20 protein-coding genes are annotated in these 24,553 nt (G+C 72.2%); 18 read left to right on the top strand and 2 right to left on the bottom strand.

What is annotated here, in order from left to right:
• Nucleotides 1–197: 197 nt before the first annotated feature.
• From pyrR to ACWEGE_RS37225, 14 genes are all read left to right on the top strand, one after another.
• Complete coding sequence (pyrR, locus tag ACWEGE_RS37160) at nt 198–815, top strand: bifunctional pyr operon transcriptional regulator/uracil phosphoribosyltransferase PyrR (protein WP_449665165.1); 618 nt, start codon at nt 198–200, stop codon at nt 813–815.
• Complete coding sequence (locus ACWEGE_RS37165; RefSeq protein ID WP_449665166.1) at nt 812–1,744, top strand: aspartate carbamoyltransferase catalytic subunit; 933 nt, start codon at nt 812–814, stop codon at nt 1,742–1,744. Before pyrR ends, ACWEGE_RS37165 begins: the two co-directional genes overlap by 4 nt.
• Nucleotides 1,741–3,027: a dihydroorotase gene (locus ACWEGE_RS37170; RefSeq protein ID WP_449665167.1), complete on the top strand. Its 1,287-nt coding sequence runs from the start codon at nt 1,741–1,743 to the stop codon at nt 3,025–3,027. The genes ACWEGE_RS37165 and ACWEGE_RS37170 overlap by 4 nt, the downstream gene beginning before the upstream one ends.
• Nucleotides 3,027–3,521 carry a PH-like domain-containing protein gene (locus ACWEGE_RS37175; protein ID WP_449665168.1) on the top strand — a complete coding sequence of 165 codons (495 nt, stop codon included), beginning with the start codon at nt 3,027–3,029 and terminating at the stop codon, nt 3,519–3,521. The genes ACWEGE_RS37170 and ACWEGE_RS37175 overlap by 1 nt, the downstream gene beginning before the upstream one ends.
• Nucleotides 3,518–4,639, top strand: coding sequence for a glutamine-hydrolyzing carbamoyl-phosphate synthase small subunit (gene carA / locus ACWEGE_RS37180; protein ID WP_176176232.1), 1,122 nt, complete (start codon nt 3,518–3,520; stop codon nt 4,637–4,639). The genes ACWEGE_RS37175 and carA overlap by 4 nt, the downstream gene beginning before the upstream one ends.
• Nucleotides 4,639–7,953, top strand: coding sequence for a carbamoyl-phosphate synthase large subunit (gene carB, locus ACWEGE_RS37185; protein WP_449665169.1), 3,315 nt, complete (start codon nt 4,639–4,641; stop codon nt 7,951–7,953). Before carA ends, carB begins: the two co-directional genes overlap by 1 nt.
• Complete coding sequence (pyrF, locus tag ACWEGE_RS37190) at nt 7,950–8,798, top strand: orotidine-5'-phosphate decarboxylase (protein ID WP_449665170.1); 849 nt, start codon at nt 7,950–7,952, stop codon at nt 8,796–8,798. The genes carB and pyrF overlap by 4 nt, the downstream gene beginning before the upstream one ends.
• 107 nt (nt 8,799–8,905) lie before the next feature.
• Entirely contained in the window at nt 8,906–9,223 is a 318-nt protein-coding gene (gene mihF, locus ACWEGE_RS37195; protein ID WP_003096398.1) for an integration host factor, actinobacterial type, read from the top strand.
• A complete protein-coding gene (gmk, locus tag ACWEGE_RS37200) occupies nt 9,220–9,876 on the top strand; it encodes a guanylate kinase (RefSeq protein ID WP_449665171.1) in 657 nt (218 codons plus the stop codon). Before mihF ends, gmk begins: the two co-directional genes overlap by 4 nt.
• Complete coding sequence (gene rpoZ / locus ACWEGE_RS37205; protein ID WP_206788720.1) at nt 9,873–10,142, top strand: DNA-directed RNA polymerase subunit omega; 270 nt, start codon at nt 9,873–9,875, stop codon at nt 10,140–10,142. Before gmk ends, rpoZ begins: the two co-directional genes overlap by 4 nt.
• Nucleotides 10,135–11,355 carry a bifunctional phosphopantothenoylcysteine decarboxylase/phosphopantothenate--cysteine ligase CoaBC gene (gene coaBC / locus ACWEGE_RS37210; protein WP_449665172.1) on the top strand — a complete coding sequence of 407 codons (1,221 nt, stop codon included), beginning with the start codon at nt 10,135–10,137 and terminating at the stop codon, nt 11,353–11,355. Before rpoZ ends, coaBC begins: the two co-directional genes overlap by 8 nt.
• Before the next feature lie 93 nt (nt 11,356–11,448).
• Entirely contained in the window at nt 11,449–12,651 is a 1,203-nt protein-coding gene (gene metK / locus ACWEGE_RS37215; protein ID WP_378190926.1) for a methionine adenosyltransferase, read from the top strand.
• A 201-nt stretch (nt 12,652–12,852) separates the two neighbouring features.
• Complete coding sequence (locus tag ACWEGE_RS37220) at nt 12,853–14,946, top strand: primosomal protein N' (protein WP_449665173.1); 2,094 nt, start codon at nt 12,853–12,855, stop codon at nt 14,944–14,946.
• Between the two features lie 25 nt (nt 14,947–14,971).
• A complete protein-coding gene (locus ACWEGE_RS37225) occupies nt 14,972–15,841 on the top strand; it encodes a hypothetical protein (protein WP_449665174.1) in 870 nt (289 codons plus the stop codon).
• 1 nt (nt 15,842) lies between these two features.
• Here the strand turns inward: ACWEGE_RS37225 and ACWEGE_RS37230 are convergent, their stop codons facing one another.
• A complete protein-coding gene (locus ACWEGE_RS37230; RefSeq protein ID WP_449665175.1) occupies nt 15,843–17,498 on the bottom strand; it encodes a CotH kinase family protein in 1,656 nt (551 codons plus the stop codon).
• 126 nt (nt 17,499–17,624) lie between these two features.
• Nucleotides 17,625–18,977, bottom strand: coding sequence for a hypothetical protein (locus tag ACWEGE_RS37235; protein ID WP_449665176.1), 1,353 nt, complete (start codon nt 18,975–18,977; stop codon nt 17,625–17,627).
• 126 nt (nt 18,978–19,103) lie between these two features.
• Between ACWEGE_RS37235 and ggt the strand changes: the two genes are divergently transcribed.
• The 4 genes from ggt (at nt 19,104) to ACWEGE_RS37255 (ending at nt 24,476) form a co-directional block, all read left to right on the top strand.
• Complete coding sequence (gene ggt / locus ACWEGE_RS37240) at nt 19,104–20,900, top strand: gamma-glutamyltransferase (RefSeq protein ID WP_449665177.1); 1,797 nt, start codon at nt 19,104–19,106, stop codon at nt 20,898–20,900.
• A gap of 734 nt (nt 20,901–21,634) precedes the next feature.
• Nucleotides 21,635–22,561, top strand: a complete 927-nt coding sequence (gene fmt, locus ACWEGE_RS37245; protein ID WP_449665178.1) for a methionyl-tRNA formyltransferase — start codon at nt 21,635–21,637, stop codon at nt 22,559–22,561.
• Nucleotides 22,558–23,982 (top strand): RsmB/NOP family class I SAM-dependent RNA methyltransferase, encoded by a 1,425-nt coding sequence (locus ACWEGE_RS37250; RefSeq protein WP_449665179.1) that lies wholly within the window; start codon nt 22,558–22,560, stop codon nt 23,980–23,982. Before fmt ends, ACWEGE_RS37250 begins: the two co-directional genes overlap by 4 nt.
• The gene (locus ACWEGE_RS37255) at nt 23,979–24,476 is read left to right on the top strand and encodes a flavoprotein (RefSeq protein WP_449665180.1); all 498 of its coding nucleotides are present in this window, start codon (nt 23,979–23,981) and stop codon (nt 24,474–24,476) included. The genes ACWEGE_RS37250 and ACWEGE_RS37255 overlap by 4 nt, the downstream gene beginning before the upstream one ends.
• Nucleotides 24,477–24,553 lie beyond the last annotated feature (77 nt).

Here is a 24,553-nt window from a genome sequence, read left to right on the forward strand (position 1 = left end):
GGACTCGCTGAGTCGAATACTCAGAGTAATGGTTACGCATTGTTGTCACCAGGTCAAGCGCGAGCTTGTCGCGAATCACCTCACACCACCCGGAAGACTGAGCAAAGTGCCTGCTACTGTCGGTGCGAAAGCCCCGACCAGCAGGGGAACAGACGTCCTTTAAGGACCCGTCCGGTGAGGCGGGGAAGGAGTCCGGTTTGTCGTCACGCCCGCGTGACGCGGCTGGTTCGGCCGGGGAGCGCGAGCTCCTGACGGCCGGCGATGTCGCGCGCACTATCGCCCGAATGGCCCATCAGGTCATCGAAAAGACCGCGAACGGTGCGGAGAGCACTACCCCGCCCGTGTTGCTCGGCATCCCGTCCCGGGGCACGCCGCTCGCCGTCCGCCTCGCCGACAAGATCGGCGAGTTCTCCGGGGTCCGCCCGCCCGCCGGCGCCCTCGACGTCACCCTCTACCGGGACGACCTCCGCCGCCGCCCGCCGCGCGCGCTCGAACAGACGCAGCTGCCCACCGACGGCATCGACGACCGCGTGGTGATCTTGGTCGACGACGTCCTCTTCTCCGGCCGGACCATCCGGGCCGCGCTCGATGCCCTGCGTGATCACGGCCGCCCGCGCGCGGTGCAGCTGGCCGTGCTGGTCGACCGTGGTCACCGGGAGCTGCCGATCCGCGCCGACTACGTGGGCAAGAACGTGCCGACCGCCCGCTCCGAGGGCGTGTCGGTCCTGCTGGCCGAAATCGACGGCCGGGACGCCGTCCTGCTGCGTCCATCGGAAAGCGGCCCGTCGGACACTGCTGCTGGAGAGGACTCGTGAAGCACCTGCTCGCCACCGACGGCCTGGACCCGGCGCTGGCCACGGCCGTGCTCGACACCGCCGACGAGCTCAAGCACACGCTGCTCGGCCGCGAGGTCAAGAAGCTGCCGACGCTGCGCGGCCGCACGGTGATCACCCTGTTCTACGAAAACTCGACCCGCACCCGGGTGTCGTTCGAGATCGCCGGGAAGTGGATGAGCGCCGACGTGATCAACGTCTCCGCGGCCAGCTCCTCGGTCAACAAGGGCGAGTCGCTGCGGGACACCGCGTTGACGCTGGCCGCCGCGGGCGCCGACTGCGTGATCGTCCGGCACCCGGCCAGCGGCGCCGCCCAACGGCTCTCGGAGTGGCTGGCCGAGCCCGGCACGTCGGTGGTCAACGCCGGCGACGGCACCCACGAGCACCCGACGCAGGCGCTGCTCGACGCGGCCACGCTGCGGGAGCGCCTCGGCTCGCTCGAGGACCGCCGGATCGCCATCGTCGGCGACGTCCTGCACAGCCGGGTCGCCCGCTCGAACATCCACCTGCTCTCGGCCCTGGGCGCGGAGGTGGTGCTGGTCGCGCCGCCGACGCTGCTGCCCTACGGCGTCGAGAGCTTGCCGGTCACGGTCTCGCACGACCTCGACGCCGAGCTGCCCGCGGTCGACGCGGTGATGATGCTGCGCGTCCAGGCCGAGCGGATGCACGGAGGGTTCTTCCCTTCCGCGCGGGAGTACTCGATCGCGTACGGCCTGTCGGAACGGCGGCAGAAGCTGCTGCCGGACCACGCGGTCGTGCTGCACCCCGGCCCGATGCTGCGCGGGATGGAGATCGCTTCGGCGGTCGCCGACTCCCCGGCCTCGGCCATCACCGAACAGGTCCGCAACGGCGTCCACGTGCGCATGGCGGTCCTCTACCACCTCCTGGCCAGCGAAGGAGCCGCCGCGTGAGCACCGTGATCAAGGGCGCCCGTCCGTACGGCGAGGGCGACCCGGTCGACGTCCTGATCGAGGACGGCGTGATCACCGCGATCGGCGCCGTCCAGGCCCCGGAAGACGCCGAAGTGATCGAGGCGAACGGCCAGGTCCTGCTGCCCGGCTTCGTCGACCTGCACACGCACCTGCGCGAACCCGGCCGCGAGGACACCGAGACGATCGACACCGGCTCGGCCGCGGCGGCGCTCGGCGGCTACACCGCGGTGTTCGCGATGGCCAACACCGACCCGGTCGCCGACAACGCGGTCATCGTCGAGCACGTCTGGCGGCGCGGCCAGGAGGTCGGCCTGGTCGACGTCCACCCGGTCGGCGCGGTCACCGTCGGGCTCAAGGGCGAGAAGCTCGCCGAGCTCGGCACGATGGCGAACTCGCAGGCGCGGGTGAAGGTGTTCTCCGACGATGGCCTCTGCGTCGCCGACCCGCTGCTGATGCGCCGGGCGCTGGAGTACTCGACCGCGCTCGACGTCGTCATCGCCCAGCACGCCGAGGAGCCGCGGCTGACCGTCGGCGCCCAGGCCCACGAGGGCGAGCGCGCGGCCCGGCTCGGCTACACCGGCTGGCCGGCCGCGGCGGAAGAGTCCATCGTGGCCCGCGACTGCCTGCTGGCGCTGCACGCGAACGCGCGGCTGCACGTCTGCCACGTCTCGACGTCGGGCACGGCGGACGTGCTGCGCTGGGCCAAGGACCGCGGCACGAAGGTGTCGGCCGAGGTCACCCCGCACCACCTGCTGCTCACCGACGATCGGCTGGCCACCTACGACCCGGTCAACAAGGTGAACCCGCCGCTGCGCACGGAGTCCGACGCCGAGAAGCTGCGCGCCGCGCTGGCCGACGGGACGATCGACTGCGTCGCCACCGACCACGCGCCGCACGCGGTCCAGGACAAGGACACCGAGTGGAGCGCGGCCCGGCCGGGCATGCTCGGGCTGCAGACCGCGCTGTCCATCGTGGCCGAGACGATGGTCCGCACCGGCCTGCTCGACTGGCGCGGGGTCGCCCGCGTCATGAGCGAGCGGCCCGCCGAGATCGGCAACCTGGCCGACCAGGGCCGTCCGATCGAGGTCGGCGAGCCGGCGAACCTGACCCTGGTGGACCCGGACGCCGAGTGGACCGTCCGCGGCGCGGAGCTGGCCAGCATCGCGGCCAACACCCCGTACGAGGGAATGCGGCTGCCCGGCGTGGTGACCACGACGCTGCTGCGCGGGCGGATCACCGCGCGGGACGGGAAGATCGGCTGATGGAGCGCTTCTGGCTCGTGCTGGCGATCGTCGCCTTCTTCCTGCTCTGCCTCTGGGGCATGTACGTGGGCTGGCGGCGCAAGTCCCGCTCGCAGAGCGCCCAGGTGCCGCCGTTCCCCGCCATTCCCGCGGACGCCGGCGAGGTGCTGCTGGAATCGACCGGCGTCTACCTGTCGACGACGGTCGCGGGGGAGTGGCAGAACCGGATCGTCACCCGCGGCGCGGGGCTGCGCACCGGCGCGGTTTGGCGGCTGCACGGCGCGGGTATCGCGGTCGAACGCGGCGGAGCGCCCGACTTCTGGATCCCGCGGGACGCCGTCACCGGCGTCCGGCGCGACACGAAGATCGCCGGGAAGGTGATGGGCACGGACGCGCTGCTGATCGTCACCTGGCAGCTCGGTGACGCCGAGCTCGACACCGGCTTTCGCGGCGACGACCTCGACGACTATCCACAGTGGATCGAACAGCTCAAGATCAAGGGAGGTGCCCAGTGAACGCGCGCGCTCAGGCCGCACTGGTACTCGAAGACGGCCGGGTGTTCCGCGGCGCTGCCTACGGCGCGCAGGGGCGAACCCTCGGCGAGGCGGTGTTCTGCACCGGCATGACCGGCTACCAGGAGACGCTGACCGACCCGTCCTACCACGGCCAGATCGTGGTGCAGACGGCGCCGCAGATCGGCAACACCGGCTGGAACGACGAGGACGACGAGTCCTCGAAGATCTGGGTCAACGGCTACGTGGTGCGCGACCCCGCGCGCACGCCGTCGAACTGGCGCTCCAAGCGCTCGCTCGACGACGAGCTGGTGCGCCAGGGGATCGTCGGCATCGCCGAGGTCGACACCCGGTCGCTGACCCGGCACCTGCGCGAGGTCGGCGCGATGCGCGCCGGGGTCTTCTCCGGTGACGCGCTCGGCAGCGTCGACGACATGGTCGCTTCGGTGCTGGCCAGCCCGAAGATGGAGGGCGCCGACCTGGCCGGCCAGGTGTCGACGCCGAAGCCGTACGTGGTCTCGCCTTCCGGTGAGGTTCGCTTCCGGGTGGCGGCGCTGGACCTGGGCATCAAGTCCAACACCCCGCGGCAGATGATCAAGCGCGGCATCGAGGTGCACGTCCTGCCCTCGACGTCGACCCTGGACGAGCTCCTGGCGATCGAGCCGGACGGCGTGTTCCTGTCCAACGGCCCGGGCGACCCGGCCACGACGACGCACGCGACCGAGCTGACCAAGCAGGTGCTGGGCCGCGAGATCCCGCTGTTCGGCATCTGCTTCGGCAACCAGGTCCTCGGCCGCGCGCTCGGGCTGGGGACGTACAAGATGCGCTACGGCCACCGCGGCATCAACATCCCGGTGATCGACGTCGCCACGAAGTCGGTGGCGATCACGGCCCAGAACCACGGCTTCGCCCTCGAAGGCGAGCCCGGCCAGCGCTTCGAGTCCCCGTTCGGGGCGGCGCAGATCAGCCACTACTGCCCGAACGACGACACGGTCGAGGGCGTCCGCGCGCTGGACGTCCCGGCGTTCTCGGTCCAGTACCACCCCGAAGCCGCGGCCGGCCCGCACGACGCGGCCCCCCTGTTCGACGCATTCGTTTCGCTCATGGAGAAGAAGGCCTGATGCCGAAGAGGACGGACATCCAGCACGTGCTGGTGATCGGCTCCGGGCCGATCGTGATCGGGCAGGCCGCGGAGTTCGACTACTCCGGCACCCAGGCCTGCCGGGTGCTGCGCAGCGAAGGCCTGCGCGTGTCACTGGTGAACTCGAACCCGGCCACCATCATGACCGACCCCGAGTTCGCCGACGCCACCTACATCGAGCCGGTGACGCCGGACTTCGTCGAGAAGGTCATCGCCGAAGAACGTCCGGACGCGCTCCTGGCGACCCTGGGCGGGCAGACCGCGCTGAACTGCGCCGTCGCGCTGCACGAGCGTGGCGTGCTCGACAAGTACGGCGTCGAGCTGATCGGCGCCGACATCGACGCCATCCAGCGCGGTGAGGACCGGCAGAAGTTCAAGGACATCGTCCGCTCCATCGGCGCCGAGGTCCCGCGCTCCCGTGTCTGCCACGACATGGCCGAGGTTCGCGACACCGTCAAGGAGCTCGGCCTGCCGGTCGTCATCCGGCCGTCGTTCACCATGGGCGGGCTCGGCTCCGGCATGGCGCACACGCCCGAGGACCTCGAACGGCTAGCCTCCACCGGGCTCGCGGAGTCTCCCGTGACCGAGGTGCTCATCGAGGAGAGCGTGCTCGGCTGGAAGGAGTACGAGCTCGAGCTGATGCGCGACAAGCACGACAACGTCGTGGTCGTCTGCTCGATCGAGAACATCGACGCGATGGGCGTGCACACCGGCGACTCGGTCACCGTCGCGCCCACGATGACCCTCACCGACCGCGAGTACCAGGTGATGCGGGACGTCGGCATCGCCGTGCTGCGCGAGGTCGGCGTCGACACCGGTGGCTGCAACATCCAGTTCGCGATCAACCCGCGCGACGGCCGGATGGTCGTCATCGAGATGAACCCGCGTGTGTCCCGGTCTTCCGCGCTGGCGTCGAAGGCGACCGGCTTCCCGATCGCCAAGATCGCCGCGAAGCTCGCCATCGGCTACACCCTGGACGAAATCCGGAACGACATCACCGGCGAGACGCCGGCCGCGTTCGAGCCCACTTTGGACTACGTGGTCGTCAAGATGCCGCGGTTCGCCTTCGAGAAGTTCCCGGGTGCGGACCCTACGCTGACCACGACGATGAAGAGCGTCGGCGAAGCGATGTCCTTCGGCCGCAGCTTCCCCGAAGCGCTCGGCAAGGTCATGCGCTCGATCGAGACCAAGGCGACCGGGTTCTGGACGCTGCCCGACCCCGAAGGCGCGACGATTGAGTCCACTTTGGACTCGCTGCGCACGCCGCACGAAGGCCGGCTGTACGAAGTGGAGCGTGCGCTGCGGCTCGGTGCCACCGTCGAGCAGGTCCACGAAGCGTCCGGCATCGACCCGTGGTTCATCGACCAGATCGCCCTCATCGGCGAAGTGGGCGCCGAAGTCCGCGACGCGCCGGTGCTGGACGGCGATCTGCTGCGCCGCGCCAAGCGCACCGGCCTCTCGGACCGCCAGATCGCCGCCCTGCGGCCGGAACTGGCGGGCGAGGACGGTGTCCGCGCGCTGCGCCACCGCCTCGGCGTGCGGCCGGTGTTCAAGACCGTCGACACCTGCGCGGCCGAGTTCGCGGCCAAGACCCCTTACCACTACTCGGCTTACGAGTCCGACCCCGACGCGCAGTCCGAAGTGGCCGTTCAGTCGGACAAGCCGAAGGTGCTCATCCTCGGCTCGGGCCCGAACCGGATCGGCCAGGGCATCGAGTTCGACTACTCCTGCGTGCACGCGGCGATCGCGTTGCGGGAGGCCGGGTTCGAGGCCGTCATGGTCAACTGCAACCCGGAAACCGTGTCCACCGACTACGACACGTCCGACCGGCTGTACTTCGAGCCGCTGTCCTTCGAGGACGTCCTCGAGGTCGTGCACGCCGAGCAGGCGTCCGGCACGGTCGCCGGCGTCATCGTCCAGCTCGGCGGCCAGACCCCGCTGGGACTGGCGAAGAAGCTCGCCGACGCCGGGGTCCCGGTGGTCGGGACGCCGCCGGAGGCCATCCACCTGGCCGAGGACCGCGGCGCGTTCGGCGAAGTCCTCACCGACGCCGGCCTGCCCGCGCCGCGCTACGGCACGGCGACGTCCTTCGAGGGCGCCAAGCGGATCGCCGACGAGATCGGCTACCCGGTGCTCGTCCGGCCGTCGTACGTCCTCGGCGGACGCGGCATGGAGATCGTCTACGACGAGGAGACCCTGGCCGGCTACATCCGCCGCGCCACCGAGGTCACCCCGGAGCACCCGGTGCTGGTGGACCGCTTCCTCGACGACGCCATCGAAATCGACGTCGACGCGTTGTTCGACGGCGAGGAGCTGTACCTCGGCGGCGTCATGGAGCACATCGAGGAGGCCGGCATCCACTCCGGCGACTCCTCGTGCGCGCTGCCGCCGATCACGCTCGGCCACACGGACCTGCAGGCCGTCCGCCGCTCCACCGAGGCGATCGCGCGCGGTGTGGGCGTGCGCGGGCTCCTGAACGTCCAGTACGCGCTCAAGGACGACGTCCTGTACGTCCTGGAGGCCAACCCGCGTGCGTCGCGCACGGTGCCGTTCGTGTCCAAGGCGACGGCGGTGCCGCTGGCCAAGGCCGCCGCGCTGATCATGACCGGCTCGACGATCAAGGACCTGCGCGAGAACGGCGTCCTGCCGGCCGAGGGCGACGGCGGGCACCTGCCCGCCGACTCGCCGGTCGCGGTGAAGGAAGCCGTGCTGCCCTTCCACCGCTTCCGCACCCCCGAGGGCCACGGCGTCGACTCGCTGCTGGGCCCGGAGATGAAGTCCACCGGCGAGGTGATGGGCGTCGACGTCGACTTCGGCAAGGCGTTCGCGAAGTCCCAAAGCGGCGCGTACGGCTCGCTGCCGACGTCCGGGCGCGTGTTCGTCTCGGTGGCCAACCGCGACAAGCGCTCGCTGGTGTTCCCGGTGAAGCGGCTGGCGGACCTCGGGTTCGAGATCCTCGCCACCTCCGGCACCGCGGAAGTGCTGCGGCGCAACGGGATTCCGTGCACGGTGGTGCGCAAGCACTACGAAGGCTCGACCGAAGCCGAACCGAACATCGTGGACGTCATCCTCGACGGCGAAGTCGACATGGTGATCAACACCCCCTACGGGAACAGCGGTCCGCGCGTCGACGGCTACGAAATCCGCACCGCCGCGGTGTCGCGCGACATCCCGTGCGTGACCACCGTTCAGGGCGCCGCGGCGGCCGTGCACGGCATCGAGGCGCTGATCCGGGGCGACATCGGCGTCCGGTCGCTGCAGGAGCTCCAGGCGGCGCTGAAGGCGAAGTCGTGAGCGGGCGGGAGCGGTTCGGGGCGCGGCTGGCCAAGGCCGTCGCGGCCCGCGGCCCGCTGTGCGCCGGCATCGACCCCCACCCGGGCCTGATCGAGGCCTGGGGGCTCCCGGTCGACGTCTCGGGCCTGGAACGGTTCGCGCTGTCCGCCACGGAGGTCCTGGCGGCCCGCGCGGCGGTCGTGAAGCCGCAGTCGGCGTTCTTCGAAAGTTTCGGACCGGACGGCGTCCGGGTGCTGGAACGGGTGGTCTCGACCGCCCGCGACGCCGGCGCGCTGGTGCTCCTGGACGTCAAGCGCGGCGACATCGGGTCCACGATGGCGGCGTACACGGCCGCGTACGTGGCCGACGGGGCGGCGATCGCGGCCGACGCGATCACCGTTTCGCCGTACCTCGGGTTCGGCTCTTTGGCCCAATGCGCCGAAACGGCCGTCTCGGCGGGGCGCGGCATCTTCGTGCTTGCCCGGACCTCGAACCCCGAAGCGGGCGAAGTGCAGAACGCGAAACTGCCCGACGGGCGCACGGTCGCGCAGGCGATCGTCGACTCCGCGGCGGCGTTCAACGACGAAGCGGCGCCGCTCGGCGATGTGGGGGTCGTCGTCGGCGCCACCGTTCCGCCGGGAGAGCTCGATCTCTCGCGGTTGAACGGTCCGGTCCTGGCACCCGGTTTCGGGGCCCAGGGAGCCACTGTGGCCGATTTGCGGGCCCTGTTCGGTGCGTCCCTGCCGGGCGTGCTGCCCGCGTCGTCCCGGGACATCCTGAAGCACGGTCCGGAGCAAGCGGCTTTGCGCCAAGCGGTCGAACGGGTCGCCGAAGTGCTGGCCGACCCGCAGGAAAACGGCCAATAGCAGGGGTCGGAACCGGCCCCCACCAGGCACCCCCGCATTGTGGCCGGTGCTCACGGGTGGGTACCGTCGCGTCACCCACCCAGTTTTGAGAACTACCGGAGGAAAACGTGGCACTTCCCCAGCTGACAGAGGAACAGCGCGCTGCGGCGCTGGAGAAGGCCGCCGCCGCCCGCCGCATCCGTGCTGAGCTGAAGGAGCGGCTGAAGCGGGGCGGTACCACTCTGGTCGACGTGCTGAAGCAGGCCGAGGAGAACGAAGTCCTCGGCAAGATGAAGGTTTCGGCTCTGCTCGAGGCCCTCCCGGGCGTCGGCAAGGTCCGCGCGCAGCAGACCATGGAACGACTGGAGATCGCCCCCAGCCGTCGCCTTCGCGGCCTCGGCGACCGGCAGCGCAAGGCGCTGCTGGCCGAGTTCAGCGGCGAGTGAACGGCGCCGGTCGTGACTACCCGGTGAACCGGGGCGCCGACCGCGGCAGTGAGCCGGTGACGGGGGGCTACCCCCGGCACCGGCTCACCGTCGTATCGGGGCCATCGGGGGTCGGGAAGTCGAGTGTGGTGGGCGAGCTGCGGAAGCTGGAGCCCGACGTCTGGTTCAGCGTCTCGGTCACCACCCGCAAGGCGCGTCCCGGCGAAGTCGACGGGGCGCACTACCACTTCGTCGACCGCGCGGAGTTCGACGCGATGGTCGCCGACGGCAGGCTGCTGGAGTGGGCCGAGTTCGCCGGCAACTGCTACGGCACCCCGCGCGAGCCGGTCGAGAAGGCCCTCGCCGAGGGCCGCCCGGCCGTCCTGGAGATCGAGCTGCAGGGCGCCCGCCAGGTCCGCGCGGCCATGCCGGAGGCCCGGCTGGTGATGCTGATGCCGCCGTCGTGGGAGGAACTGGTCGGCAGGCTCACCGGGCGCGGCACCGAAAACGAGGCCGCCGTGCAGGCCCGGCTGGCCGAAGCGGAGCGCGAGCTGGCGGCGGCGGGGGAGTTCGACCACCGCGTCGTCAACGCCGACGTGCGGGAGGCCGCCGAGCACTTGCTAAACTTGATAACTGCTGATCAGTTTTCCGAAGAAGCGGAGCACCACGAGTGACCACCCAGGCAACCCTGACCGAAGAGCTCGAGGGCATCACCAACCCGCCGATCGACGACCTGCTCGAGAAGGTCAGCTCGAAGTACGCGCTGGTGATCTACTCGGCCAAGCGTGCCCGCCAGATCAACGACTACTACGCCCAGCTGGGCGAGGGCCTGCTCGAGTACGTCGGCCCGCTCGTCGAGCCGGGCCCGCGCGAGAAGCCGCTCTCGATCGCGCTGCGCGAGATCCACGGCGGCCTGCTCGAGCACACCGAGGGTGAGTAAACCCCGGATCGTCCTGGGCGTGGGCGGCGGGATCGCCGCCTACAAGGCCTGTGAGGTGCTGCGCGGGCTGACCGAATCCGGTCACGACGTCCGCGTGGTCCCCACCGAAGCCGCGCTGAACTTCGTCGGCGCGGCCACCTTCGAAGCCCTCTCCGGGCACCCGGTGCACACGGGCGTGTTCACCGAGGTGCCCGAGGTCCAGCACGTCCGCGTCGGCAAGGAAGCCGAGCTCGTCCTGGTCGTCCCGGCCACGGCGAACCTGCTCGCCAAGGCCGCCCACGGCCTCGCCGACGACCTGCTGACCAACACCCTGCTCACCGCCCGGTGCCCGGTCGCCTTCTTCCCGGCGATGCACACGGAGATGTGGGAGCACCCCGCGACCCGCGACAACGTGGCCCTGCTGCGCTCGCGCGGGATGATCGTCGCCGAGCCGGACTCGGGCCGGCTGACGGGCGCCGACACCGGCAAGGGCCGCCTGGCGAACCCGGCCGAGATCGTCGACCTCGCGAAGCTGCTGCTGGCCCGGCCCGACGCCCTGCCGCGCGACCTCGAAGGCGTCCGCGTGGTGATCTCGGCCGGCGGCACCCGCGAGCCCCTCGACCCGGTGCGCTACCTGGGCAACCGCTCGTCCGGCAAGCAGGGCTACGCGCTGGCCCGCGTCGCCGCCCAGCGCGGCGCCGAGGTCACCCTGGTCGCCGCGCACACGGTCGCCCTGCCCGACCCGGCGGGCGCAGCGGTGGAGCACGTCTCGACGGCGGAGGAGCTGCGGCAGGCGGTGCACGCCGCGGCGCGGTCCGCGGACGTCGTCGTGATGGCGGCCGCCGTCGCCGACTTCCGGCCGGCGAACCGGGCCGAGCACAAGATCAAGAAGTCCGACGACCAGCCGGACCCGGTCGTCACGCTCGAGCGCAATGCCGACATCCTCGCGGAATTGGTGCGAAACCGGCATCCCGGTCAGGTGGTGGTGGGATTCGCCGCGGAAACCGGCGACGCGCACGGCAGCGTTCTCGACCACGCCCGGGTCAAACTGAAGCGCAAAGGCGCGGATCTGCTGGTGGTGAACGCCGTCGGGGACGGCAAGGCGTTCGGCACGGAGGACAATTCGGGCTGGCTCCTGGGGGCCGACGGCACCGAAATCCCGATCCCGCTGGGGGCGAAAGCAGAACTCGCGTCCACATTGTGGGACGCTGTTGTGAGCTTCATGAAGCGTTGACCGTCCCCCGAGCGATAGTCAGTACGCTTGCACAGGTAAGGGGTGCCTAACCCACTGGGCATCCGACGACTAGGTGAGGAAGTGACGGCCACCGTGACCGCGTCCAGCAGCAGATTGTTCACCTCGGAGTCGGTGACCGAAGGGCACCCCGACAAGATTTGCGACGCCATCAGCGATTCCATTCTCGACGGCCTCCTGTCGAAGGACCCGCGCAGCCGCGTCGCCGTCGAGACGCTGATCACCACCGGCCAGGTGCACGTGGCCGGTGAGGTGACCACCGAGGCGTACGCCGACATCCCGACGATCGTCCGCGACGTCATCCTCAAGATCGGCTACGACTCCTCGGCCAAGGGCTTCGACGGCAACTCCTGCGGCGTCAACGTGGCGATCGGCTCGCAGTCGCCCGACATCGCCCAGGGCGTCGACACCGCGTACGAGTCGCGCGTCGAGTCCGACGAGGACGAGATCAACCGCCAGGGCGCCGGCGACCAGGGCCTGATGTTCGGCTACGCCTGCTCGGACACCCCCGAGCTGATGCCGCTGCCGATCGCGCTGGCCCACCGGCTCTCGAAGCGGCTGACCGCGGTCCGCAAGGACGGCGTGCTGCCGTACCTGCGCCCGGACGGCAAGACCCAGGTGACCATCGAGTACGCCGGCGACCAGCCGGTCCGGCTCGACACGGTCGTCGTGTCCTCGCAGCACGCCGACGGCATCGACCTGGACCGGATGCTCAGCGTCGACGTCAAGGAGCACGTCGTCGGCCCCGAGCTCGAAGGCCTGGGCATCGACACCTCGAACGCGCGCCTGCTGGTCAACCCGACCGGCCGGTTCGTCATCGGCGGCCCGATGGGCGACGCCGGCCTGACCGGCCGCAAGATCATCGTCGACACCTACGGCGGCATGGCCCGCCACGGCGGCGGCGCGTTCTCCGGCAAGGACCCGTCCAAGGTCGACCGTTCCGCGGCGTACGCGATGCGCTGGGTGGCCAAGAACGTCGTCGCCGCGGGCCTGGCCCAGCGGACCGAGGTCCAGGTGGCGTACGCGATCGGCAAGGCGGCCCCGGTCGGCCTGTTCGTCGAGACGTTCGGCACCGAGACGGTCGACCCGTCGAAGATCCAGCAGGCCATCACCGAGGTCTTCGACCTCCGGCCGGCGGCGATCATCCGCGACCTCGACCTGCTGCGCCCGATCTACGCCCCGACGGCGGCGTACGGCCACTTCGGCCGGCCCGAGCTCGGCCTCCCGTGGGAGAGCACGGCCCGCGCCGAGGCCCTCAAGGCCGCGGCCGGCGCCTGACGCACGATCCCCGGAAGGCCGTCCCCGGCTCGGGGGACGGCCTTCCGCCGTTTCCGGGGGATTCTCGCGTGGTCAGAGGGGCATCACCCGTGACTGGGCGGGTATCTCGTGTGATGCCTCCCCAGTCACGCGAGATGCCTCTCCGGTCACGCGTGATGCCTCTCCGGTCAGGTGTCGGTGGCGTCTGGTAGAGATCACGGCGTGAGCAGTTCCGAGCCCGCTGCCCTCTGGGACCTCCCGGAGCAGCCGCCTTCGCCGAAGGCGGCGCCCTCGCGCGCCCGGAAACCGGCCAAAGCGCGGACCACCAAGGGAGCACAGTCGCCCGCGCCCGAGCGGCCGGTCGCGCGGATCGTCGTCGACATCCCGCTGGCCCACCTGGACCGCACCTTCGACTACCTCGTGCCGGAGAAGCTGCACGAAGCCGCCGTGCCGGGCTGCCGCGTCCGCGTCCGGTTCGCCGGGCAGCTGGTCGACGGCTACCTGATCGAACGCGGCGAGACCAGCGACTACGGCAGCAAGCTGGCCTTCCTGGACCGCGTGACGTCGGCCGAGCCGGTGCTGCCGCCGTCGCTGCACGCGGTGTGCCGGGCGGTCGCCGACCGCTACGGCGGCACGCTTTCGGACGTCCTGCGGCTGGCGATCCCGCCGCGGCACGCCAAGGCCGAAGGCGAACCGCCGGTCCCGCCGGCGGGACCACCGGCGGCGCCGGACACCACGGCCTGGGCGCGCTACCAGCGCGGCCCGGCGTTCGTGGAGGCGCTCGCCGAAGGCAAGCCCGCGAACGCCGTCTGGCAGGCCCTGCCGGGCGAGGACTGGCCGCGCCGGCTCGCCGAGGCCGCCGGTGCGGTGGCCGCCGCGGGGCGGGGCGCGGTGCTGGTGGTGCCGGACCACCGCGACCTGACCCGGGTGCACGCGGCGTGCGCGGCGGTCGTGGGCGAAGACGCGGTGGTGGCGCTGATCGCCGGGCTCGGGCCCGCCGAGCGGTACCGGCGCTGGCTGGCGGTGCTGCGCGGTGCGGTGCGGGTGGTCGTCGGCACCCGGGCGGCGATGTTCGCGCCGGTGCACGACCCCGGCCTGTTCGCCGTCTGGGACGACGGCGACGACCTGCACCTCGACCAGCACGCGCCGTACCCGCACGTCCGCGACGTCTTGATGGACCGCGCGCACGCGGCGAAGGCGTCGCTGCTGGTCGGCGGGTTCGCCCGGACGGCCGAAGCCCAGCTGCTCGTCGAGTCCGGCTGGGCCGCGCCGGTGCTGGCGGACCGCACGACGCTGCGGTCGGCCGCCCCGCGCGTCACGCCGGTCGGCGAGGACTTCGACGTCGCCCGGGACGAGGCGGCCCGGGTGGCGCGCCTGCCGGCGGTGGCGTTCGAGGCGGCGCGCCAGGCGTTCGCGGCGGACCTCCCGGCGCTGGTGCAGGTACCGCGGCGCGGGTACGTCCCTGGCCTGGCCTGCGGGAACTGCCGCACCCCCGCGCACTGCCGCCGGTGCGCGGGGCCGCTGGCCCTGCCCGGCGGCTCGCTCGACGGGCAGCCGAAACCGCCGGCGTGCCGCTGGTGCGGCGTCCCGGAAACGGCGTTCCGCTGCACGGCGTGCGGCTCGGTCCGGCTGCGCGCGGTGATCGTCGGCGCGAAGCGGACGGCTGAGGAGCTCGGCCGCGCGTTCCCGGGCGTCCCGGTCCGCACGTCCGGGGCGGCGGAGGTGCTGGAGTCGGTGCCGGGCAGGCCGGCGCTGGTGGTGTGCACGCCGGGCGCGGAACCGGTCGCGGAGGGCGGCTACGGCGCGGCCCTGCTGCTGGACGGCTGGGCGCTGCTCGGCCGCCAGGACCTGCGGGCGGGCGAGGAGACCCTGCGCCGCTGGATGGCGGCGGCGGCCCTGGTCCGCCCGGCGGCGGCGGGCGGCCGCGTGATCGTGGGTGCCGAGGCGGGGCTGGCCGCGGTGCAGGCCCTGGTCCGCTGGGACCCGGCCTGGCACGCGGCCCAGGAGCTGGCGGAGCGCCGCGAGCTGGGCTTCCCCCCGGCGATGCGCATGGCGAGCGTGGAGGGCAGCCCGGACGCGGTGGCGGCCCTGCTGGAGGACCTGCCGCTGCCGTCGTCCGGGGAGGTCCTGGGCCCGGTCCCGATCGGCGAGCCCGACGAAGAGGGCAACGCGGAGCGGGAGCGGGCCCTGGTGCGCGTCGCCCGGGCGGAGGGCAAGGCCTTGGCGGCGTCGATCCACGCGGCGGCGGCCCGGCGTGACGCGAAGAAGGCGACCGAACCGATCCGGATCCAGCTCGACCCGCTGGACCTCATCTGAGTTCCTTTCGGCGTATTTTGGATCCGTGACGAAAATCCGGCCGACCCCTTTCCCGGCGTTGAACGGCACCGAGCCGTTCAACGCCTCCGGGGTGGTGGAGGTCGGTTCCCGGCGATTCGTCTTCGTCGACAACAAAGACCCCACCGCGTTGTTCGAAATGACGTTCGATCACGACGTCGTCGAGGTCGAACGCATTCGACGGCGTCCGTTGGCCGGGCTGGGCAAGGGAATGCTGCGGGATCCCGAAGGCCTCACCCGGGTGGACGTGCACGGGGAGATCTTTCTCGTCGTCGCTTCTTCGCTGTGCGCCAGGGCCGGAAAACGGAACTGCGACGGCCTCGTGCGCGTCCGGTACGCGCCCGAGGGTGAGCTGCCCGCGGAACCGATGGCCGGGTTCCGGGACTGGCTGCTCGGCCGCGAACCCGCGCTCGCCGCGGCCGGGCGGCGGGAACCGGATGCGGGCGGGCTCAACGTGGAAGGCCTGGCCTGGGACCGCGAAGCGCTGCTGTTCGGCCTGCGGGGACCCGCCGGCCCGGGGCGCGTCACGCTGGTCCGGGTGCCCGTCGACCTCGCCGGGGACCGGTGGACCACCGCACTGCTGGGATCTCCCGAACTGCGGCACGTGCGCCTGCCCCGGCCGGACGTGATCAGCGGGATCCGGGACATTTCGGGAGCCGCCGGAACCGGCGATTTCCTGCTCCTGCTCGGACGCTCGGCCAGCGACGGCGACGCGCCGTTCCGGCTCGGCACCTGGAACCGCGCCGACGACCGCGCCGCACTGCTCGACGTCACCTTCCACCGGACCGCGAAGCCGGAGGGCGTCACGACGTTTTCGAGCGGCGGCAGGCAGCGGATCCTGATCGTCGACGACGCCGGCGGCTACGCGGTTCTGTGAATCAGGAGAAGTACAGCTTCGACGGGGCGGGGTCCTGGTGGACCCGCGGTTTCCCGGCCGCCGTGGGATCCGCGCCGAACGCCGCGCCCAGCCCGGTCCGGACGCTCGTCAGCGTGAACCAGCCGCTGAACCCGAATTCGTCGCCGACCGGGTCGATCGGGGTCACCGTGAACTCTTCGGCGTGGCCCGAGTTGTCCGACGCGCGCGTGCACAGCAGCTGGTGGCCCTGGTCCGACGTCGTCGTGGTCGCGTGGAGGGACGCACCGGAGGCCTTGCTGCGCACCGACTGCCCGCCACCGAGCGGGGCGAAGCACCACAGGTCCGTGTCGTCGACTCCGGCCGGCCGCGGCCGGTGGACGACCTCGCCGCCGCCGGGCTCGGCCGCCGCGGGCACGGTTTCGCTGCGGCTGGCGTGCAGGCAGTCGTTGGTGACGTCCTCGCGGACGTAGGCGCCGTCGGCGCCGGGCAGGCCGCCGCAGAGGTAACCGGCGGACGCGGCGAGCCGCAGCTGCTTGCGCACGACGGTGAGCTGCGTGGGCACGTCCGGCACGCCGAACCCGGTCAGCAGCGTGCTCATCCTGTCGAGCAACGGCTTCAGCACCTCCTGCTGGATCCCGAAGCCGAAGACGGTCTCGCGGTAGCTGCGGATCTGGTCGACCACCTTCGCCCGCCGTCCCGGGTCGTCGCGCACGAGCTTGGCGAGCAGCCCGGCGGTGTCGAGCCGGAAGTGCCGGGCGGGCTGGAGGGTCTGGTCGAGGCCCCACGGGATCAGCTTGAACCGGATGTCGCCGACACCCGGCTGGGCGACGGCGTCCACGTCGTTGTAGACGTAGGTGTTGTTGGTGTTGCGGGTGTAGCCGTCCCAGTGCTTGAGGAAGAACTCCATCGCGTAGATCTTCACGAACTGGTCGAGGTCGAACACCTCGGCGGCCCCGGCCGTCCCGTGCGCGGCGATGTGGTCGATGGCGAACCGCAGATCGGCCTTGTCGTCGAACTTCGACAGCGATTCGACCCCGATGAAGGGGAACCGGTCGCCGACGAAGTCGTCCTGGTGCTCCAGCTCGTAGAGGTTGCCGTTCAGGTTGCCGAAGTTGCGCTCGATGTAGCGCGGCATGATCGGCTCGACGTTCACGAACACACCGGGGCTGTCGACACCGGCCTCGCCTTGCCCGATCGGCACGCCGTTCACGCGCACCTGGGCGTAATTGCCGCGCGAATAGGGCAGACCGGCGAGCTCGAAGAGTTTGTAGCCGAGCAGCTGCCGGACGTAGGAGGGGTCCTGGACGGAGTTGTTGAGGGTCAGGTACCGCGAGCCGATCAGCTGCCGGACCGGATCCTTGTTCGCGTCGGAGAACTTCCCGAAGTCGAGGTGCAGACAGGGTTTCCCGCTGCTGATCGACCCGCAGAAGGACTTCTTCTTGACCCCGACGTCGGCGAAGGACGTCCGCGCCGGGAACCGCGTGCCGGACAGCTCGACCGACGTCGCCTTCCGCCAGGTGTAACGGCTGCCGCCGGTCCAGTCGAAGTTGCACACCCCGCCGGCGGGCTGTTCGGTGCGCACCGCGTCCCAGTCCGCCGTCGGCATCGTGATATCGATCGTCAGCACGTTGTCGATCGCGTAGAGCGAATCGAGCGCACGCTGCTCCTGGCTACCCATCCGGCCAGTGTACGACCGGATTCCGGCGGCAAGAATGCGAAAACAATTCCGTGATCGGACCGATTCGAGTTGAGGTGTCACCCATTGTCGCAATGACCGGTGAGAAAGCGCCGGAATGAACGCTGCTCAGCCGGGCAGGACCGTGCCCGGCAGCGATTCCACCGCGGCCCGCGGTGATTCCGTGACCGCCGGCGCCGCCGCGGTGCCGGGGCCGCCGGCCGCGGCCGTGGTCAACGTGAGCACCTGGGCCGCGATCGCCTGGCGGCGGGCCTCGAAGTCCGCGTCCGTCAACGCTTCCGGGGCCGTCGGCTGGCCCAGCACCGGCGTGTGCAGGTGCCCGCCGGCCACTGATGTCCGGCCGAGGCCGAGGCGGACGCGGTTGCTGCGGAACATGGATTCGTTCGACAGGTAGTTGCCGCCCCCGCCGGAAGCGGCGAGCTCGCCCGCGGCCGGGGCGTCCGAGCGGCACACCGGGGTTCCGGCGCCGGGCTGCGACGCGTCCGGCCAGACGCAGAACGCCTGGTTGAAGTTCACCGGGTAGGCGCCGGCCGGTGCGGCCAGCATCCGGTCGTACGGCAGCGTCGTCTCGATGAACTGGACGTCCGGCTGCGGCCAGCCCGCGGCCGGCGGCACGCCCCCGGTGACGGACACGTTGTTGTTGTCGGGGAAGCCGCCGCGCCAGGCGCCGGCCCAGCGTTCGATGTCGAACCGGCCCGGACGGCCCTGGCTGATCGTCATGAGCACGTCCGGCTGCCGCGCGCGGTCGCGCAACGCCGTGCCGTAGGCCGCTTCGACGATGCCCGCGTCGAAGTAGCCCCACACGACCGGGAAGCTCACCGCCTGCACCACCGCCGGGCCCGACGGCGTGTCGAGGGTCCGCCCGTCCAGCTGCAGGGCCGCCGCGCCGGCCGGGTTCGAGATGCGGACGCCGGCGCCGTCGAGCTGGAACGGGTCGAAGCCGCTCACCATGACCCGGCGCGTCTTCCCGAGCGGGAACCGGACGTCGTCGAGGCCGCGTGAGCCGTGATCGAACGCCGTGAGCAGCGCCTCCCGGTCCGGCACGGCGAACGAGGGTGTCCACTGCCGGATCGCGCTGCTCAGCTGCAGCCGCGCCCAGTACAGGGGCCGGTCGTCGAACCGGTCGAGGGTGCCCAGGTCGGGACGGCGACCCTGGGCGCGGTCGACCGCGGTCCGCCACAGCCGGTCACCGGCCTGCGTGATCACCCGCTCGGCCCGGCGCGGCGTGCGTGCCGCGCAGAGGTCGTGCTTCACCTCGGCGACGAGCGGGTCGAACCCGGCCAGCCGGACCAGCTCGGGGCCGACGGCCGGCCCACCGGCCGGCATCGTCGCGGTCAGCCGCTGTTCCTCCACGGTCAGCGGGACGGCCGCGTCGAAGCAGCCCGGCGTGGCCGCGGCGACACCGGGGAGCACGAACATCGGGACGGCGGAGAGCAAGGGGAGCAGAGCGGACAGGCGCACGGGTTTCCCTCCACGTCGCTGGGCGATCTCCGCCACCCAGTGTTCCGGGCGGGAAGCGTTCCCAGAACCGTGCAAAAGTCGGATGACGGCTTGAAGCAGACTTGACCAAGGGGCAGACTCGCCCGCATGCCCGCGCATTGGAGCCGCACCACGCTCGTCCTGGCCGCCGCCGCCGCGCTCACCGCCGGCGTCGCCGCGCCCGCCACCGCCGCCGCGCCCACGCCGAAGTCGCCGGTCGCCGTCGGCTTCGGGGGTGCCGTGGCCAGCATCGACGCCGACGCCACCGCGATCGGCACGCAGGTCCTGCGCGAAGGCGGGAACGCCGTCGACGCGGCCGTCGCGGTCGCCGCCGCGCTCGGCGTCACCGACCCGTTCTCCGCCGGGGTCGGCGGCGGCGGGTTCTTCGTCTACTACGACGCCAAGACCCACCGCGTGCACACCCTGGACGGCCGCGAAACCGCGCCGAAGACCGCCGACGAGAAGCTCTTCCTCGAGAACGGCACACCGCTCCCGTTCGCCGACGCCGTCACCAGCGGCCTGAGCGTCGGCGTGCCCGGCACGCCCGCGACCTGGGCCGAGGCGCTGCGCAAGTGGGGGACGCGCTCGCTGGCCAAGACGCTGAAGCCCGCGGAGAAGCTCGCGCGCGACGGCTTCGTCGTCGACCAGACGTTCCAGACGCAGATCGCGAACAACGCGGCGCGGTTCTCGGCGTTCCCCTCGACGCGGTCGCTGTACCTGCCGGGCGGCGCGCCCCCGGCGCCGGGGACCGTGTTCAAGAACCCCGACCTGGCCGCCACGTACGCGCAGCTCGAGCGGTCCGGCGTCGACGCGCTGTACCGCGGGCCGATCGGCGCGGACATCGCCAAGACGGTGCAGAAGCCGCCGGTCGACCCGGCCTCGACGCTGAACGTCCGGCCCGGGAAGCTGACCACCGGCGACCTCGCGGCGTACGACGTGATCGAGCGCGACCCGACGCACGCGCGTTACGAGGGGCTCGACGTCTACGGCATGCCGGCGCCGTCTTCGGGCGGGCTGACGGTCGGCGAGGCGCTGAACATCCTCGAGAACTTCGACCTGAAGCACGCGAGCAAGGCCGACTACCTGCAGTACTTCCTCGAGTCGACCCGCTTCGCCTTCGCCGACCGCAACCGCTGGATCGGCGACCCGGCGTTCGTCGACGTCCCGGCGCGCGAGCTGCTGAACCAGCGCTTCGCCGACTCCCGCGCGTGCCTGATCTCGAAGGACAAGGCGGCGACCAGCCCGGTGGCCCCGGCCGACCCGCGGCACCCGACGGCGTGCGCCGCGGGCTCCGTGGCGGCGCCGACGCCGTACGAGGGGGAGAACACGACGCACCTGACGGTCGCGGACAAGTGGGGCAACGTCGTCGCGTACACGCTGACGATCGAGCAGGAAGGTGGCAGCGGCATCGTCGTGCCGGGCCGCGGGTTCCTGCTGAACAACGAGCTGACGGACTTCTCGTTCACGCCGGTGACGCCAGGCGTGCCGGACCCGAACCTCCCGGGCCCGGGCAAGCGCCCCCGCTCGTCGATGGCCCCGACGATCGTCCTCGACCACGGCCGCCCGTTCTTCGCGACGGGTTCGCCGGGCGGCGCGTCGATCATCACGACGGTGCTCCAGGTGATCCTCGGCCGCCTGGACCGCGGCCTGTCCCTCGAGGGCGCGATCGCGGCCCCGCGGGCATCCCAGCGCAACTCGGCGGCGGCCCAGGTGGAGCAGGCCTTCCTGGACCAGCCGGAGACGGCGGACCTGAAGGCTCGCGGCCAGGGCTTCTCGACGGCCCCGGCGGAGATCGGAGCGGCCACGGGAGTGGAGCGCCTGCGCGACGGCCGCTGGCTGGCGGCGGCCGAACCGGTGCGGCGGGGGAGCGGTGCGGCTCAGGTGGTGTGGCCGGCGAACTGGTAGGCGGACGGCTCGCCTGCCTCGCCTCGTGCGAGGCGGGCGGAGCCGGGTCGTTCCGGTGGCGATCGCGGTCGTGCCTTCGGAGGCGTGACCGAGATGATCCGGACCGCCACCGACCTGGCCATCGCGGCCTTGCGCCTGTGCCCCAGTAACCCGACAGACTCCTCCCTCCTGGCATGGCTCCGGCAAAGCCGGAGCACTCTTTTTTCGGTGCTTCACCGGCTCCAGCAGCACGCTGAGGGCCGGACCTGCACCCCACCCAGACCCCTCCCACCGCCCCGATCCGAAGCCAGAACCCGGCACTACCGGCCGTAGTGACAATTGCGGCTTCGGGGTGGTGGGTACCTCCCTTGCCCGGCCGAGACGACCCGGCACTGCCCAGGCCGGCGGCACTTCCGGTCGAAGGCGCTTCCACGAGAGCACCGCAACGACCGACTTCGCCACCCCGCCCCCGAGGGCCTCCGTCGGCGCCGACCGCCGAGCTCCATGGTCGCCGAGCAGCGCCCCACGCCCCGGGGGCGCCCCCCGGGTCCAGCGTATCGAGCGCGGCCGACGAAAAATCGGGAAAGCCGTCGTGGCCACCCTGGTTGTCCACATCGCGGCCGGCCTGTGGGCAACCCGGCTTGACCCGTCGATCGGCGCATCGGGGCACTGGCGCGCCCGACCGGCGGGGGCCTTCTAGACTCGGCCACGATGTTCCAGCCACCTGTAACCCCGCTTCCGCCGGGGGTGGGCCGATGAAGCTCGTCTTCGCCGGCACTCCCGACCCGGCGGTCCCCGCCCTGCGTGCCCTGCTCGATTCCGGGCGGCACGAGGTCGTTGCCGTCGTCACGCGGCCCGATGCGCAGGCCGGGCGTGGCCGCCGCGTCGTGCGGTCGCCCGTCGGCGCGCTCGCCGATGCACACGGCATCGAGGTCCTCACCCCCGCGCGCGCCGGTGACCCCGCCTTCCTCGCGCGGCTGACCGAGCTCGCGCCGGACGCCTGCCCGGTCGTCGCCTACGGGGCGCTGCTGCCGCAGGCCGCCCTCGACATCCCGCGGCTGGGCTGGGTGAACCTGCACTTCTCGCTGCTGCCCGCGTGGCGCGGGGCCGCGCCCGTCCAGGCCGCGATCCGCGCCGGCGACGAGATCACCGGCGCCTCGACCTTCCGGATCGTCAAGGAGCTCGACGCCGGCCCGGTCTACGGCGTCGTCACCGAGGCGATCGGGGCCACCGACACCGCCGGCGTGCTGCTCGGGCGGCTCGCGGAGTCCGGGGCCAAGCTGCTGCTGTCCACCATGGACGGTCTGGCCGACGGCACCCTCGTCGCGCGCGAGCAGCCCGCCGAGGGGGTCAGCTACGCGCCGAAGGTGACCGTCGACGACGCGCGGGTGTCCTTCGCCGACCCGGCGTCGGCGGTCGACCGGCAGATCCGGTCGGTCAGCCCGGACCCGGGCGCGTGGGCGGAGTTCCGCGGGGAACGCTTCAAGCTCGGCCCGGTCACGGTGCTCGACGAACCCGGCCCGCCGCCGGGCGAGATCGTGGTCGAACGCAAACGGGTGCTGGTCGGGACGGCGACGAAGCCGCTGCGGCTCGGCGAAGTCCAGGCACCCGGCAAGAAACGGATGGCGGCCACCGACTGGGCGCGCGGTACGAGGATCGACCAGGGAGAGCGCCTCCGGTGAACGACCACAGGGAACGACGTCCGTCACGGCCGCAGCGGGGCCGTCCGGCACCGCGCAAGGAAGGCCCGCGCCGCCCGCCGGAGGTCGATCCGGCCCGGCAGGCCGCGTTCGACGTCCTCGCGGCCGTCCGCACGAAGGACGCCTACGCCAACCTCGTGCTGCCGGACCTGCTGCGCGAGCGGCGGATCACCGGCCGGGACGCCGCGCTGGCCACCGAGCTCGCGTACGGTGCGTCGCGGGCGCAGGGCCTGCTCGACGCCGTCATCGAGGCCTGCGCCGAGCGCCCGCTCAAGCAGACCGACCCGGCGGTGCTCGACGCGCTGCGCCTCGGCGTCTACCAGCTGCTGCGCACGCGCATCCCCGAGCACGCCGCTGTGACGTCCACTGTGGACCTCGTGCGCGCCGAGGCCGGTTCGTGGGCCACGGGCTTCGCGAACGCGATCCTGCGCAAGGTGTCCGAAAAGGACGAAGCAGCGTGGCTCGACGAGCTGGCGCCGGACGAGGCGGCCGACCCGATCGGCGCCTACGCGCTGCGCACCGCGCACCCGCGCTGGATCGCCCGGTCGTTCGCCGAAGCGCTGGGTGACAAGGGAGCCGGCCTCAAAGCCGCGCTGGAAGCCGACGACGCGCGGCCCGAGGTGCACCTGGTCGCCCGTCCCGGCGAAATCAGCGCGGACGAGCTCGCCGCGATCACCGGCGGCGACCCGGCGCCGTACTCGCCGTACGGCGTACGCCTGCCCGCCGGCGCCGGCGACCCGGCCGACGCCGAACCGGTGCGCGAGCGGCTGGCCGCGGTGCAGGACGAGGGCAGCCAGCTCTGCGCGATCGCCGCGACGAAGGTGCCGCTCGAAGGCACCGACGAGCGCTGGCTCGACCTCTGCGCCGGACCCGGCGGCAAGGCGGCGCTCCTCGGCGCGCTGGCCGCGCTGAGCGGGGCGTCCGTCGACGCCGTCGAGAAGGCGCCGCACCGCGCGAAGCTCGTCGAGAAGGCCACGAGCGGGTTGCCGGTGAAGGTGCACGTCGCCGACGGACGCGAGAGCGGCCTGAAGCCGGGTTACGACCGGATCCTCGTCGACGCGCCGTGCAGCGGGCTCGGCGCGCTGCGGCGGCGGCCGGAGGCCCGGTGGCGCCGTCAGCCGTCCGACGTCGCGGACCTGACGAAGCTGCAGGGCGAGCTGATCGCCGCAGCCTACGAGCTGCTGCGGCCGGGCGGCGTGCTCACCTACGTCGTGTGCTCGCCGCACCTGGCCGAGACCGAGGGCGTGTTCGCGGAATCGGCGCGGCGGCTGAAGGCCGAGGTGCTGGACGCGCGCGGGTTCTTCCCCGGCGTCCCGGAGCTCGGCGACGGGCCGTACGTCCAGCTGTGGCCGCACCGCCACGGCACGGACGCGATGTTCTGCGCCGTGCTGCGCAAACCGTGAGGGACCTCGGACTGGTCGCCGGCTCGTGCGGCGGGCTGGACGTCCGGTTCGCCGCCGAGCTGGCCCGCCCGGCGGCCGAACGCGGCTGGCGCCCGGCGATCACGCTGACGCCGACGGCGATGCGCTGGCTGGAATCGACCGGCGGCCTCGACGAGGTCGCCGCGTGCACGGACCTGCCGGTCCGCAGCGTGTCCCGGCTGCCCGGCGAGCCGCGGCCGCACCCCGACCCGGACGTGTTCCTGTTCGCGCCGGCGTCGGCGAACTCGGTCGCCAAGCTCGCGCTGGGCATCGCGGACAACCAGGCCCTGACGGTGCTGGGGGACGTGCTCGGCGCGCCGGGGATCACGATCGTGGTGGCCTACCAGATCCAGGACACCCGGGCGCACCACCCGGCGTGGCAGCGCCACCTCGACACCCTCGCGGGCGCCGGGGTGACGCTGCACCGCCTGGACATCCGGCGGCCGTGGACCGAGGCGCTGGACCTGCTGCCCTGAGGCGCGACCGGCACGGTTGCGCCGGCTGGATCCGCCCGGAAGCGTGCGGGGCTCGCGCCGAATCGGCACCATGCCCG

The sequence above is a fragment of the Amycolatopsis sp. NPDC004747 genome, assembly GCF_053601335.1.